This window comes from Citricoccus sp. GCM10030269, from assembly GCF_042665635.1.
In the GTDB taxonomy this organism is placed as follows: domain Bacteria; phylum Actinomycetota; class Actinomycetes; order Actinomycetales; family Micrococcaceae; genus Citricoccus.
In genome coordinates this window covers 555,912-569,106 of sequence record NZ_JBHTCV010000002.1, presented here as the reverse complement: position 1 = coordinate 569,106, position 13,195 = coordinate 555,912, and the positions used below count along the sequence as shown (strand labels likewise).

The 13,195-nt window shown below is 65.9% G+C and carries 13 protein-coding genes; 4 read left to right on the top strand and 9 right to left on the bottom strand.

Translation table 11 applies throughout. The annotated features are described in order from the left end of the window. The first annotated feature begins 53 nt into the window (after positions 1 to 53). Positions 54 to 758 (top strand): DsbA family protein, encoded by a 705-nt coding sequence (locus ACFQQD_RS05705; protein WP_378087124.1) that lies wholly within the window; start codon positions 54 to 56, stop codon positions 756 to 758. On the opposite strand, the gene ACFQQD_RS05700 is transcribed toward ACFQQD_RS05705, so the two are convergent. The 3 genes from ACFQQD_RS05700 to ACFQQD_RS05690 all read right to left on the bottom strand — a co-directional run bounded on the left by ACFQQD_RS05700 (position 759) and on the right by ACFQQD_RS05690 (position 3,666). Continuing rightward, positions 759 to 2,003: a CynX/NimT family MFS transporter gene (locus ACFQQD_RS05700; RefSeq protein WP_378087122.1), complete on the bottom strand. Its 1,245-nt coding sequence runs from the start codon at positions 2,001 to 2,003 to the stop codon at positions 759 to 761. It abuts the gene before it with no gap. Between the two features lie 220 nt (positions 2,004 to 2,223). Then, a complete protein-coding gene (locus ACFQQD_RS05695) occupies positions 2,224 to 3,435 on the bottom strand; it encodes a histidine kinase (protein WP_378087120.1) in 1,212 nt (403 codons plus the stop codon). A 9-nt stretch (positions 3,436 to 3,444) separates the two neighbouring features. Further along, positions 3,445 to 3,666 carry a hypothetical protein gene (locus tag ACFQQD_RS05690; protein ID WP_378087118.1) on the bottom strand — a complete coding sequence of 74 codons (222 nt, stop codon included), beginning with the start codon at positions 3,664 to 3,666 and terminating at the stop codon, positions 3,445 to 3,447. A gap of 115 nt (positions 3,667 to 3,781) precedes the next feature. Between ACFQQD_RS05690 and ACFQQD_RS05685 the strand changes: the two genes are divergently transcribed. Next, a complete protein-coding gene (locus ACFQQD_RS05685; protein WP_378087115.1) occupies positions 3,782 to 4,468 on the top strand; it encodes a response regulator in 687 nt (228 codons plus the stop codon). A gap of 26 nt (positions 4,469 to 4,494) precedes the next feature. Here the strand turns inward: ACFQQD_RS05685 and ACFQQD_RS05680 are convergent, their stop codons facing one another. Both ACFQQD_RS05680 and ACFQQD_RS05675 read right to left on the bottom strand, forming a co-directional pair. Next, a complete protein-coding gene (locus tag ACFQQD_RS05680; protein WP_378087113.1) occupies positions 4,495 to 5,637 on the bottom strand; it encodes a hypothetical protein in 1,143 nt (380 codons plus the stop codon). Between the two features lie 81 nt (positions 5,638 to 5,718). Beyond that, the gene (locus ACFQQD_RS05675) at positions 5,719 to 6,648 is read right to left on the bottom strand and encodes an SDR family oxidoreductase (RefSeq protein ID WP_378087111.1); all 930 of its coding nucleotides are present in this window, start codon (positions 6,646 to 6,648) and stop codon (positions 5,719 to 5,721) included. 82 nt (positions 6,649 to 6,730) lie between these two features. On the opposite strand from ACFQQD_RS05675, the gene ACFQQD_RS05670 reads away from it, so the two are divergent. After that, a complete protein-coding gene (locus ACFQQD_RS05670; protein ID WP_378087109.1) occupies positions 6,731 to 7,483 on the top strand; it encodes a PIG-L deacetylase family protein in 753 nt (250 codons plus the stop codon). 9 nt (positions 7,484 to 7,492) lie between these two features. On the opposite strand, the gene ACFQQD_RS05665 is transcribed toward ACFQQD_RS05670, so the two are convergent. Beyond that, positions 7,493 to 8,035: a CarD family transcriptional regulator gene (locus tag ACFQQD_RS05665; protein ID WP_378087107.1), complete on the bottom strand. Its 543-nt coding sequence runs from the start codon at positions 8,033 to 8,035 to the stop codon at positions 7,493 to 7,495. 216 nt (positions 8,036 to 8,251) lie between these two features. Between ACFQQD_RS05665 and ACFQQD_RS05660 the strand changes: the two genes are divergently transcribed. After that, positions 8,252 to 8,716 carry a hypothetical protein gene (locus ACFQQD_RS05660; protein WP_378087105.1) on the top strand — a complete coding sequence of 155 codons (465 nt, stop codon included), beginning with the start codon at positions 8,252 to 8,254 and terminating at the stop codon, positions 8,714 to 8,716. A 15-nt stretch (positions 8,717 to 8,731) separates the two neighbouring features. On the opposite strand, the gene ACFQQD_RS05655 is transcribed toward ACFQQD_RS05660, so the two are convergent. From ACFQQD_RS05655 to ACFQQD_RS05645, 3 genes are all read right to left on the bottom strand, one after another. Next, the gene (locus tag ACFQQD_RS05655) at positions 8,732 to 10,207 is read right to left on the bottom strand and encodes a helix-turn-helix domain-containing protein (protein ID WP_378087103.1); all 1,476 of its coding nucleotides are present in this window, start codon (positions 10,205 to 10,207) and stop codon (positions 8,732 to 8,734) included. Between the two features lie 106 nt (positions 10,208 to 10,313). Next, complete coding sequence (locus ACFQQD_RS05650; protein WP_378087101.1) at positions 10,314 to 11,678, bottom strand: FAD-binding oxidoreductase; 1,365 nt, start codon at positions 11,676 to 11,678, stop codon at positions 10,314 to 10,316. 29 nt (positions 11,679 to 11,707) lie between these two features. Further along, positions 11,708 to 13,195, bottom strand: a complete 1,488-nt coding sequence (locus tag ACFQQD_RS05645) for a dihydrolipoamide acetyltransferase family protein (RefSeq protein WP_378087099.1) — start codon at positions 13,193 to 13,195, stop codon at positions 11,708 to 11,710.

Here is a 13,195-nt window from a genome sequence, read left to right as displayed (position 1 = left end):
CTGGGAATGCTCAGTATCGGAATACTCGGGGCCGCGCCGGGGTTGGCTCTGACGTGAAGATTGAGATTTTCTCTGACATCGCCTGCCCGTGGTGTTTCATCGGCAAGCGTCGATTCGAACAGGCCCTCTCCGCCTTCGAGCACCGAGAGCAGGTGGAGGTCGAGTGGAAGAGTTACCAGCTCGACCCGACACTGCCCGAGCATGATGACCGCAGCGAGATCGACTATCTCGTGGAGTCGAAGGGCTTCTCGCGGGAACAGGTGGCCGGCATGCTCGGCCACGTCTCCGAACAGGCCGCATCAGTCGGTCTGACCTACGATTTCGATGCCCTCGTGGTCGCCAACTCGTGGAAGGCCCATCGAGTCATCCAACGCGCGAAGGCCCTTTCCCTGGCCTCAACTCATGAGCTCGAGGAGCAGCTGTTCCGCGCACACTTCGAGGACGGCAAGAACATCGGCGACGACGGCGTCCTGGTCGAGTTGGGCCTCGCCGCAGGACTCACGGAGGACCACGTCCGCCAGGCCCTCACGGAGGCCAGTTGGGAAGCCGCCGTCAAGCAAGACCTGGCCGAGGCCCGAGCGCTCGGTGTGTCCGGTGTGCCCTTCTTCGTGCTGGGCCGCACCTATGGTGTTTCCGGTGCGCAGCCGACCGAGGTCTTCGCCCAAGCACTCGAGCAGGCATGGGCTGACTCCCGGCCCCTGAATATGGTTCAGCCCGCCTCAGAGGCGCCCGCCTGCGGACCGGACGGTTGTGACTGATCAGCCGCGGTGCTGAAAGTCGATACCCAGCCGACGGTTCGAGAGGAACCGCCAGGCCAGGAGTAATCCGATCACTGTGGCAGCGAGGGTCATGACCCAGGAGTAGTGCCAGCTGCCGACGGCGGTGGCGATGGTGGCCAAGAGGATCGGGCCCACGAAGTTCGCCCCGTTGTAGATCTGGACCATCAATCCCATCACGGCCGCCCCCGAGCCGTTGGGCGGCGCGATGTCCACCGCGATTCTGTTCAGCGTGGCGGGAATCAGGGCACCGCCTCCGGAGAACACCGCCACGGCCACGATCTGGACAGCCAGCCCGCCCGGAACGGTCGACCAATCCGGAGCGAAGGTGATCACCGAGGTGATGCCCATGGTGGCCAGTCCGATCATGACCAACCTGCGCATCGGGATCCCCCGCTGATGCAGCCTGCCGGTCAGGATGTTGCCCACGCCGTTCACCCCGCCGACCACGGCGGTGGCGATGCCCGGCCAGAGACCGCCGACCCCGGCGTCATCGAAGATGGTTGGCAGGAAGCTGATCACCGAACCCCATTGCAGGGTGTAGCAGGCGAAGACCAGTCCGCCGATCCACGGGGTCAAGGTTCGCAGTGTGGCCCCCACCCGTCCCACGGCGAGCCTCACGTTCGCATCGCGGCCCGCCGGCGGTGGCGGCACGAAGAACAGGATCAGGGGGATGGTGGCAGCCGTGACCACGGCCATGACGATCCACCACACGTGCCAGCTGACACCGGTCAACAGAAATGTCGAGGCCAGGACGGCGACGAAGGTCGCCAACCCCTGGAAGGAGCCCCACCATCCCATGGCGATGTTGGTCTTGGCCGGGTGAGTGATGAGCCGGATCAGCGGCGGGGCGACGACGGTCGCCATGAGGAACCCCACCCCCTCCACCGCTCTGGTGGCCATGAGGAAGGCCGTGGTGTCCGCGAACGCCCCGGCGAGCGATCCCGTCGCCAACAGGCTCAGGCCAATGAGCAGGGTACGGCGCAGACCCAGAACCTCGGAGAACAGGGAGATGCCCAGGCCGAGGAGCATGGACCCCACTTGGACGATTCCCAGCAGTACGCCCGATTCGATGAGGGTCATGCCGAGGTCCTGCTGGATGTAGGACAAGGCCTCCGGCAGTTTCCAGACGTGCATTGCTGCGGCAACGCCGGCGGCGACGATGGGGATCCAAGAAGTGCGCGTGCGTGCTGTCTGCCCAGCGAGCACGCCAGACGGGGCGTTCATTCTTGTCACCTTAGCCTCGTTAAACACCTGAGAGGCGGTGGCTAAGCCACCGCCTCTCAGCGGATATTGGATTGGTGGGCCCGTATCCCCCCGGGCTGATTCCACCGTCCGATCCGTGTGCACCGTCTCATGGGGCCCTTTCAGGTTAACCGGCGCGCCTTCGGAGCCGCTATTGGACCTTTGGCTATTCTTTTGGTCGACAATGTGATGCAAGTCACATTCAGGCGTGGGCTCCATGCAGGGGAACTTGGGCGTGGACCTTCCACCAGCCGCCCTCATTGCCCGACGACAGGGTGCCCCCGAAAGCATCCACTCGGTCTCGCATGCCGATGAGCCCGCTGCCCGACGAGTTCCACCTGATACGGCCGGGCGATCCTGGTGACGCCACGGTGTTCTCGACGGCCAGTTCCAGTTGACCGCCATGGGCGCGGATGCAGATCCGGCATTCACCGCCCTCTTCGGCATGCTTGGCCACATTGGTGACGGCTTCCTGAAGGACTCGATAGAGCGCCGTCTCCACACTCTGGGGGACCCCGTCGCCCAAACCGTCCGTTTCCACTGTGGTCAGCACACCGAGACTTTCCAGCATGCGACCGAATTTGACGGCTCCATGTTCGAGATCCAGAGCCGAGGCTCCCTCTCCCAGCTCACGCTGGGCGGCCTCTTGGTCCCCTGCCACCAGCCCCTCGGCCTGGAGCAATGACAGCATGCGGCGCAAGTCGACCAAAGCCTCTCCCGCGGAATCGCCGATGACATCCACGGCCTCCCGAGCAGAGGCGTCTGTTCCGGCGTACTTTGCGGCACGCGCCTGCATCGAGATGATGGTCAGATTGTGGGCCACGATGTCATGCAGATCCCTGGCCAGGGACCGGCGCTCTTCCTGGGCAGCCAGTGCGGCCCGGCGCGTGGCCTCAGCCACTCTCACTTGATCCTGTTGCCGGCGGTCCAGCATGATCCACACAAAGTTGCCGGTACCCCACGCCAGGCCAATGAAAATCAGCGCAATCCAGATGGCCGCCGCATTGTCCGGCGACGTCCATCGGATCAGGCATGTCCAGAGAACCGCGATACCGAGAGCCACGTAGCTGAAGAGACGATTGGCCGTCGCCGCGACCACTCCCAGCATCACGGGCAACGCAAAGGTGCTCCAGCTGAACGAATCGAGAAGGTGACTGGCGATCAAGCTCGGAATCAGTGCAACGAAGGCGAAGGTCGAACGGACCCAAAGCACATAGAACGCCAGGGTGATCAGAAGACTCACCAAGGTGTTCGCCGAATCGAATGATTGATTGATCGCCGTCCCGGCCACCAGATCCGAGACGAGGGAGACGGTCATAAAGGCGGTGACTACAGCCAGCAGAATGCGCCCCAGGGGCCGCGCAGACCAGAAACCGGCTGGTCCCTGAGGACCAGCCGGCGTGGTGTCACTCATGAATCAAGTTCAGCAGAAAAACCCCCACCAGTTGCACCAGATGACTTGGGACCCCTGTCCGGCACCCATGGTGGACATGCCACCAGTGGATCCCTTGGTGACGGACGAGGACTGAAGTGCGGGGGAAAGCGCAGAACCGGAGGTAGAGGTTCCTGCGGCAGCAGCCGGAGAAACGAGGAGGGCGGAGGAGACGAGCACAGCGGCCGCAGAGGCCATGAGGGTGCGTTTCATGGATTCATTATCACTGCCCGACGCGACGTAGGCCAGCCTCAAAGGTCACTGCCAGGATTTTCCCAGGAAGCGCGCTCTGATCACGCTGACGAGGGCCAACGACTACGCTGACGGCATGGCGGACCCGAACCTCACTGTGCTCATCGTTGACGACCAGCCCCTCATGAGCGGCGCGCTCAAGGTTCTCGTGGAAAACTCCCCCGACATGGAGTGCGTCGGCATTGCCGCCAACGGCGAGGAAGCCGTGGAATCATGCCGGGCCACTCGTCCGGACGTCGTGCTGATGGACATGCAGATGCCCGTCATGGGCGGAGTCGAGGCCACTGAGCGCATCACCAGGGAGTTCCCTGAGACCAGCGTGCTGGCCATCACGACTTTCACCTCGGAACCGTATCTGGTGCCCGCGCTGCGCGCCGGCGCAGCCGGATACCTACTCAAGGACGCCGACCCGGAGACGATCATCAGCGCCATCTGGAGCGTGCACCGGGGCGAGTCGGTCCTCTCCCCCGCGGTGACGCGCAAACTGCTGTCATCCATCGAAGACGACCGGCCCGTCGTCGGGACCGCCCGGCTCTCCCCCGGCGACCCGGACGGCTCAGACCTGACACCCCGTGAACTGGACGTCCTGCACTTGCTGGCCCGCGGCCGGTCCAACCCCGAGATCGCCGACGAACTTCACATCTCGGAGTCCACGGTCAAAGCCAATCTCTCGAAGATCATGGACAAACTCGAAGTGCGCGACCGCGTTCAGGTCATCATCCGGGCAGCCCAGCTGGGCCTCGTCACACTCTCCCTGGGCTGAGTCGCCGGCCTGCCACTATGGCAGCCCTAGGACGATTCGTCTTCGCTCGGAGTCGTCGGGTCCGGTTTCGGTGAGCTGCTCGACGTCTTCGGCGACGGAGATGAGGAAGACTTCGAGGGCGACGGGGACGTTGACGGGTTCGACGACGACGGTGAAGACGATGGAGACGCCGATTCCTCGGCCCGGCGTTGCCGCTCCTCGGCTTGGCGCTGAGCCTCCTGCCGCGCCCCCTCCTGACGCTGGCGTTCCAGCTCGGCCTGGCGAGCGGCTTCTTGACGCTGGCGTTCCAGCTCAGCCTGACGAGCCTCTTCCCGTTGGCGGGCGGCTTCCTCTCGCTCGCGCGTCAACAGCACTTTGCGGGTGGACTGCAAGGACTTCAACTCGGATTGAGCCGACGACAACGAGCTGTTCAGCCGCTCTTGCAACCGGGGGGCCTGGTCGCCCCACGCCAGCGATGTCAGTGAACTACCGTTCGGATCGATGGTGTTGAAGACCTTGTCCGCGGCCACACCCTGCTCCACGGCAGCGGACACCTCAGCGATCAAATCGTCGGCCTCGGCGGACGTCGACGGGCGATCTCCGGGCAGATTCTGCAAGGCGGTCACCGCGGGTTCAATGCGTCCGGCCAACGTGCAGGGGACCGATTGCGAATACAGTCCCGTCTCGTTTTCACGGGCCGCGTCCTGCGCTTCCTGAAGTTCCGTCCCCAACTGTTCCAACGGTTGGTCGCGCGACGGCACGGCAAAGCCGGCCTCAGTCTGAACGATGTTGACCACCTCGCCGCTGTGCCGGATCAGCGCCAGCTTCGTTCCGCCAGGACCCGACGACTGATCCGGGTACTCGAGCTGAACCACGGCGCCGGGCTCCAGAATGCCGGCCAGATTCTCCTGAGCTTCCTCGGCCAGGCAGTTCTCTGCGGTGGCCTCTTGGCCTTCGGCAGGCAGACGCGGTGCCACCACGCCGGCCAAGGTCACCGTCTCCTCAGTGCCGTCCATGTTCACCACCACGGTCCGGCCGTCTTCGATGCGGACGACGTTCCCGTAGGATTCGGCTGTCCGCACACTCTTGACTGTACTGAGGATGGCCAAGGTCAACAGCAGTGCAGCGAGCAGGACGAACGCGATAATGCCCAGCACGGAGATGCGTCGGGCCGTACGCTGTTCAGTCATAGCATTCCTGCAGTTCTGGGGTGAGGAGTGGCGCCCGCAGGCTCAGGGAAGTCTAGCAAGCAGGGCGCCTTCCCGAGGGAATCAGAACACCGGCATGCCCCCCGTGACGCCTAGGACCGAGCCCGACACATAGCTGGCCTCTGCCGGGTTCGCCAGAAAGACGTAGGCCCCTGCAAGTTCGGCCGGCTGACCGATCCGGCCCAGCGGGGTGCTGGGCCCCATATGGGACACCGCCTCCGGCTCCTTGGTCGCCGGCTGCAGAGGCGTCCACACCGGCCCCGGAGCCACCGCGTTCACCCGGATGCCCCGGGAACCCAGCTCGCCGGCCAAGTTGACGGTGACGTTGTTCAACGCCGACTTGGTGGCGGCGTAGTCGATCATGGTCTCGGAGGGCTGGTAGGCCTGCACCGACGTCGTGATGATGATGCTGTCCCCCGAGGACAAGTGAGGCAAGCACGCCCGGCTCAGCCACAGGGTCCCGTACAGATTGGTTTTCACGGCCCGGTCCAAGTCCTGGGTCCGCAGGCCCTCCAGGCCCGATTCCCCGCGGGCCCAGTGGTACCCGGCATTGTTGACGAGGATGTTCAGCCCGCCCAATCCGGACACGGCTTCGTCGGCGATGCGTTGGCACTCGTCCTCGTCGCGCAGGTCCCCGGGGACAGCCACCGCGTTCCGGCCCGCCTTCTCGATCCAGCCGACCGTGTCCTGGGCGTCTTCCTCTTCGTCCGGCAGATAGCTGATGGCCACGTCCGCGCCCTCGCGAGCGAAAGCGATAGCCACGGCGCGACCGATGCCCGAGTCGCCCCCGGTGATCAACGCCTTCAGCCCTTCCAGCCGTCCGCGCCCCACCCAGCTGGACTCGCCATGATCCGGCATGGGGTCCATTGGGGCGGTCAGTCCCGGGGGTTGCTGCTGCTGTGGCGGCATCGAGCCGTCATCCCCGGCCAGGGAGTCTGCATGCCGTCCGACTTCCGTCCTATCCGCCTCATTCACGATGCCTCCTGCCGTCATGGTTTTCTCAACCCGCCTCGTGCGTGAGGCGTCGCTATGCCACCCTAAGAGCACCACTGATCCGGCCGGAAGGTCTGAAACCATGGCTCAAGCAACATCGAACATGCCCCTCGTTCCCGACGGCGGATGGTCCCGCGTGCTGTGCGTCGTCGCCCATCCCGACGACCTCGAATACGGCACATCGGCCGCCGTCGCGACGTGGACTGCCCGAGGTATCGAGGTCACCTATCTACTGCTCACCGCCGGCGAGGCCGGCATGGCGGAGCCGCCTGAGGTGACCCGGCCGCTGCGCGTGAACGAACAGCACCAGGCCTGTGCCGAGGTCGGGGTCTCCGATCTGCGCATCCTCAACCACCCTGATGGGATGCTCGAGTATGGGCTGGCTTTGCGGCGAGACATCGCCCGAGTGGTTCGCCAGGTCCGGCCCGATGCCGTCGTCACGGCGAACTTCGATGTCGAGGCCTACGGCGGTCTGAATCAGGCCGATCACCGTGCCGCGGGGCTGGCCGTGGTGGATGGCGTCCGCGATGCCGACAACCCGTGGGTCTTCCAAGAGCTGTCCGAGGAGGGGCTCCAGCCGTGGCACACGAGCGCACTGCTCGTCGCCGGTCATGAGAGACCGAGCCATGCCGTCGTCGTGGATCAGGCCTCCGTGAACGCGGCCGTCGCCTCTCTCAACCGCCACGAGGCCTACCTTCGGCACGTGACGGGCCACCCGGAACCGGATGTCTTCATCCCCGAGATCCTGCGGGACGGCGGGGAACTGTCCGGGTCTGAGCACGCCGTCGTCGTCCGCCTCTTCGATCTGGGCGGGCTGGGCGGCACGGAGACCTAAGAGCCTCCGTCAGGCCATGGCGGGCTCAGAGTCCGAGGCGTCCTCGGCGAAGCCCAACTCGTCGAGGGATGCGCCGTTGGCCACGGCGTCGATGACCTCCACCGCCTCATCCTCGGTGATGCCGAGTGCCAGGCCGACCTCAGCGGCCAACGGCACCTGGGCGCTGCGGAACAGGTCCTTCTCGGCCATGGACAGACCCTTGGTGTCGCGACGGCGGCCCAGGTCACGGACCACCTCGGCGATCTGCTCCAGCATGCCGGAAGCCACCTTCTCCTGGTTGGCTTTCATCCGACGTGACCACTGCTTCTCTTCGACGCCACTCGACTCCTGCACGACCTCGAGCAGCTTGCGCAGATGAGCCCGGTCGTACACCTCGCGGATACCGACCTCTTCGACCCGGGATTCCGGGATGGACACCACCAGACCGCTACTGCGGACGGTGAGCTCGATGTAGGTCACCTCCGCGCCCTTGACGGTGCGCTGCGTGCGGTTCGTCACCGCTGCTGGACCGTGGTGGGGGTGAACAACAAGCTTGCCGGGGCTCAACTGCATGAATACGTCACTTTCCTTCGGTCCGAAGGCCGCCCACCACACCGGACCCGTCCACGAGTCGGCAGTCTTTCCGTGAGTTCGGCCGTCCTCCATTTTCGCACAAATGCCCGGCTCGTGCGGCCGAATGCTCTAGGCTTCTCCCTCCATCCCACAACTCATCTTTGGCGCCATGGCCTGTATGCGCCGCGCAGGTTGCGGGATAGCATGGGTCGGCTGATGGAACCGTACTTCGTGATCGCCCTCGCCCTCCTCGCCCTGACCGCCACGGTCCTTGGGGTGCTCTCGTGGGCTGCCTATGCCGGCCGGACCACGGTGCTCTGGATCCGAGGGGTGCGTCCGCTGATCGGCGGACGATACTGGTTTGTCCTGAGCCCTGCCATCCTGATCGGCAGCCTCCTCTGTGCCGCTGCCATGGTTCTGGTCGAAGTTAATCCAGAGACCGCCGGGACATTTAGAGACAGCCCTGGGAATCCGTTGCCAGCCAGCATCGTCGCGGCCGCGTGCGTCTTCCTCATCGTGTCCCTCGTGGCCTCGTATTGGTTGCCGGAGGGATTAAAACCGGGCTGGATCCGAGAGCGTGAAGAGCAAGAATGTCGCGCCGAGGCGCCCGCCCCTCCTGGCTTCAGCGGCGAGGACCGGGGTGCTCAAGACAAAGACCGGGGTACTCAAGACATCAACTAACCGGCAGGCCCCGGGCTATCCGTCCTGCGAGCGCAGGAACTCGAAGACCTCCACCTCGTCCACGCCGGGGAACGCACCCGACGGCATGGCCGCCAGCAGGTGCGCGTTGGCACGGGCCGCGGGCCAGGCGTGGCCGCCCCACTCGGCCTCCAGATCCGGGGACGGCAGCCGGCAGCAGTGGGGGTCCGGGCACTTGGAGACCGAACGCGAGGTGGTGTCCGCCCCGCGGAACCAGCGGGCGTGCTCGAAGGGCACTCCGATGGACAGCGAGTAGAACCCGGAGGAATGGCCCTCGACGACGGCCGTGCACCAGTACGTTCCGGCCGGGGTGTCCGTGTACTGATTGAAGGCCCGGAAACGGTCCGCGACGCCGAACACCTCTCGTGAGGTCCAGTTCCGGCACACCGGCTGGCCTTCGATGGCGCCGGTGTGATCGGCAGGGAACGAGACGCCGTCGTTCTCGTACGCCTTGTGGATGATCCCGGACTCGTGCACCTTCTGGAAATGGCAGGTGATGCCCAGGTGCTCCGTGGCGAGGTTGGTGAAGCGGTGGGCAGCGGACTCATAGGACACCCCGAAGGCGTCGCGGAGGTCTTCGATGGCCAGGTCCCGAGACGACTTGGCGTGTTTCAGGAACTTGACGGTCTCTTTCTGCGGCATCATCAGGGCCGCCGCGAAGTAGTTGGTGTAGACGCGCTGGCGCAGGAAGTCCGAGTAGTCCTCCGGCTCGCCATGCCCCAGAACATAGGCCGCGATCGCCTGCAGCAGCACCGACCGCGGATCATGGTCGGGGCTGCGTGAGCGGGAGAGGTAGAAGCGTCGGTTCTTCAGATCGGTCACCGATCGCGTGGAATGCGGCAGATTGGACACCGAGCGGACGGTGAAGCCCAGATGGTCGGCCAGGTCCGCGGCCGCGTGGTGGCTGAGCGGACCGCCGGTATGCCCGACGGCGTCCAGCAGGTCCTGCGCCTGGCGCTCCAACTCCGGGTAGTAGTTGTTGCGCTCCTTCATCTCCTGGCGCAGTTCCGCGTTCGCCCGCCGGGCCTCCTCCGGAGTCGCCGATTGTTCGTCCATGCGGCGGTTCAGTTCCGCCTCCAGCCCCGCGATGACCTCGAGCACCTCGGTCGGAGTGCGAGGGGAGATCTTGATCTTGGGCAGTCCCAAGGTGGCATAGTGCTCGCTGCGCTGGGCTTTCTCGACGGCGATCTCCAGTGCCGCCCGACGGCTCGGTGCTTCCGTGGCCAGCAAGTCCTCCACCGTGGTGCCGTGCAGGCCGGCGAGCTTCGACAACAGTGAGAGCCGGGGCTCGCGATTTCCGTTCTCGATCAGCGAGAGATGGGACCCGGTGGCGTCAACAGCCTCGGCGGCCTGCTCCAGCGTGAGTCCAGCCTTCTTCCGCAGGTGACGCAGGCGGCGGCCCAGAACCACCGGATCCAGGGCGGTGGCGCTCGATGAGGCGTGGGCACTCTCCGCAGACTTGGTGACGACCATCACGCCATCATAGTCAAGATGGGTCACTTTGTGTATAAACCGCCAACCAAGATGGGTCCGATCGCACGGCACATCACTTTTTTGACAGATTGTCCGGTTCGTCGACTCAGTCCGCCGGAAACACCTTGCCGGGATTGAGGAGTCCCTGAGGGTCGAAGACCCGCTTGAGTCGCTTCGACAACTCGTACTGTTCCTCGCCGAGTTCATCCTTAAGCCAGGCGCGCTTCAGCACTCCCACGCCGTGCTCGCCGGTGAGCGTGCCGCCGAGCTCCAGCGCGAGCGAGAACACCTCGCCGGCCGCCTCCCAGATGTGGGCGGGCACCTCGTCTTCGGTGTACACGAACGTCGGGTGCAAATTCCCGTCCCCGGCGTGGGCCGTCGTCGGGATGGTGACGCCGTACTTCTGTTCGATGCGCCGGATCGCGGCGAAGGCATCCGCCAACCGATCCCGCGGCACCGCGATGTCCTCCACCAGCAGCGTGCCGAGGGATTCCAGTGCGGGGAAGGCGTTGCGCCGCACCGCGACCAGTCGCGCTGACTCCACCGGATCGCGCGTGATCTCCACGAGGCCGCGGCCGTTCCGGGCAATATCCGCGATGGCTCCGGCGACGATCTCCGCATCGGCCCCATCGCACTGAACCAGGAGGTACGCGTCCCCCGGCCCCTCCGGCCGCTGCCCGCTGTGGCTCTCGATCGCCGCCAGCGTCCGGCCGTCCATCAGCTCCATCATGGAGGGGACCAGTCCCTGCCGGACCACGTTGGACACTGCGGTGGCGGCGGAGTCCACGGTGTCGAAGAACGCGCCGATGGTCACCGCGTCGTCGGCCCGCAGCGCCTGCAGCTTCACAGTGCATTCCACGATGATCCCGAGCGTCCCCTCGGAACCAATCATCAGGGCGCACAGGTCGTACCCGGTGACGCCCTTGACAGTACGGTGCCCCAGCGACATCAGCGTCCCATCCGCCAGAACCACCTTCAGCGCCAACACGGCCTCGCGCGTGACGCCGTACTTCGCACAGAGCAGTCCGCCGGCGTTCATGGCGATATTGCCGCCCACCGTGGAGAAGTCCTTGCTGGCCGGGTCCGGCGGCCACCACAGGCCCCGCTCCGCCAGCAGCAAGTTCAGCTTGCCATTGAGAATCCCGGGCTCGACGACGGCCAGCCGGTTCTCCGCCGAGACCTCCAGAACGCGGTTCATCTCGTCCAGGAGCAGAACGATCTCCCCGGCCCCGGCCACGGCGCCGCCGGCCAGCCCGGACCCGGCTCCGCGGGTCACGATGGGACACCCGGCCTCCGTGGCGATGCGGCAGACCGTTTGGACGTCCTCAATACTCCGGGCCCGGACGCACGCCAGCGGCAGCCCGTCTCCGCGGTGGCCAGAGCGGTCAGTGGTGTACTCAGCCAGGCGATCGGGGTTCGACTCCACCCTGCCCGGCAGGGCCTCGTCGAGTCGTTCGACGACGTCAGTCATGGTCGCGGTCAACGGACCTCCTCGGCTCGCTAGAGTTCTGCCAGCAACCCCGTCGGGTTTTCGAAGCAGTCTGCCACGAACCGCAGGAAGCCACCGGCCACTCCGCCGTCACAGACGCGGTGATCGAAGACCAGGGAGAGCTGCATGATCTTGCGCACGGCCAGTTCGCCGTCCACCACCCACGGGCGGTCGATGATGCGCCCCAGGCCGAGGATGGCCACCTCGGGGTGATTGATGATCGCCGCCGAGCCGTCAGTGCCGAAGACGCCGTAATTGTTGATGGTGAACGTCCCGCCGGACAGATCCTGCGGGGTGCCCTTGCCCGACCGGGCCAGCTCGGTGAGCCGGCGCAACTCGGTGTCGAGTGTCCGCGCACTCATCTGGTGGGCTCCCCGGACGGACGGCACCACGAGGCCACGGTCGGTCTGCACCGCGAACCCCAGGTTGATGCCGTCGAAGGAGACGATCCGGTGCCCGCCCTCGCCGTCCTCCTCAAAGCGCATCGCTAACTCCGGATAGCGGGACAGACCGGCGAGCGCGAATCGGGAGGCGAAGGCGAGCAATCCGGGAACCTGCTGGTCCCCCCGGGCCTTCATCGCGGCGCGCAGATCCATCAGCGGAGTGACGTCCACATCCACCCAGACCGTCGCCTCCGGGATCTCCCGGCGCGAGCGCGCCATGGCCGCGGCCGTCACCTTACGGACCCCCGTGACCTTCTCGACGCCGGCCACCGCCAGTCCCGTCCGGGCGTCCCGATCGCCGGTCGGTTCCCCTGAGGCTGCCGAAGACGAATCCGTGGTAACTGCGGAATCTGCGGTCTCCGACGCAACAGTTGTCCCGACGCCGGTGGCGGTTCCAGTTCCGTCTCCGGATGCGGCGAGGACATCTGCACGCACGATCAAACCGCCGGGGCCCGAACCCTGCACCGTGGACAGATCCACGCCGCGGTCGCGGGCGAGTTTCCTCACCAAGGGGTTCACCACCCGCGGTGCTTGCTGCGCGGAGCGGCCGGAGCCTTCGGATGCAACGGGTGTACGCGACGCAGGCGTCCCCGAACCGGAACTCTTCCGCCGTCGGGTCCGCCCGGTGCTCGCGCCACCGGGGGTGCCGTAGCCGATCAGGACGTTGCCGGAGCCGCCGTCGCCGCCGTCGTTGTCCTGCGCAGCGGCTTCCGGCTGCACGCCGGCGCGCTCCTCCTCACGGTAGGACAGGGCCGCTTCCTCAGGGCCGGAGCCATCGGCGGCCGCGCCGTCGTCCACAGCACCGTTATCCACCGAGCCGTCGTCCACCGAGATCAGGGGTTTCCCGACCTCCACGGTGGTGCCCGCCTCGGCATGGAGCGTGGACACGGTGCCACCGAACGGACTGGGCACCTCGACGAGGGACTTGGCCGTCTCGACCTCGACGATCGGCTGGTCCACGATCACGGTGTCTCCGGCGTCCACCAGCCAGCGGACGATGTCAGCTTCGGTCAGGCCCTCCCCCAGATCGGGGAGCAAGAACGTGCGGACGGTCAT

Coding starts and splice junctions, on each gene's coding strand:
- ACFQQD_RS05700 (WP_378087122.1), bottom strand. CDS start 2,003: ATGAACGCCCCGTCTGGCGTGCTCGCTGGGCAGACAGCACGCACGCGC.
- ACFQQD_RS05695 (WP_378087120.1), bottom strand. CDS start 3,435: ATGAGTGACACCACGCCGGCTGGTCCTCAGGGACCAGCCGGTTTCTGG.
- ACFQQD_RS05690 (WP_378087118.1), bottom strand. CDS start 3,666: ATGAAACGCACCCTCATGGCCTCTGCGGCCGCTGTGCTCGTCTCCTCC.
- ACFQQD_RS05685 (WP_378087115.1), top strand. CDS start 3,782: ATGGCGGACCCGAACCTCACTGTGCTCATCGTTGACGACCAGCCCCTC.
- ACFQQD_RS05680 (WP_378087113.1), bottom strand. CDS start 5,637: ATGACTGAACAGCGTACGGCCCGACGCATCTCCGTGCTGGGCATTATC.
- ACFQQD_RS05675 (WP_378087111.1), bottom strand. CDS start 6,648: ATGACGGCAGGAGGCATCGTGAATGAGGCGGATAGGACGGAAGTCGGA.
- ACFQQD_RS05670 (WP_378087109.1), top strand. CDS start 6,731: ATGGCTCAAGCAACATCGAACATGCCCCTCGTTCCCGACGGCGGATGG.
- ACFQQD_RS05665 (WP_378087107.1), bottom strand. CDS start 8,035: ATGCAGTTGAGCCCCGGCAAGCTTGTTGTTCACCCCCACCACGGTCCA.
- ACFQQD_RS05660 (WP_378087105.1), top strand. CDS start 8,252: ATGGAACCGTACTTCGTGATCGCCCTCGCCCTCCTCGCCCTGACCGCC.
- ACFQQD_RS05655 (WP_378087103.1), bottom strand. CDS start 10,207: ATGGTCGTCACCAAGTCTGCGGAGAGTGCCCACGCCTCATCGAGCGCC.
- ACFQQD_RS05650 (WP_378087101.1), bottom strand. CDS start 11,678: ATGACTGACGTCGTCGAACGACTCGACGAGGCCCTGCCGGGCAGGGTG.
- ACFQQD_RS05645 (WP_378087099.1), bottom strand. CDS start 13,195: ATGACCGTCCGCACGTTCTTGCTCCCCGATCTGGGGGAGGGCCTGACC.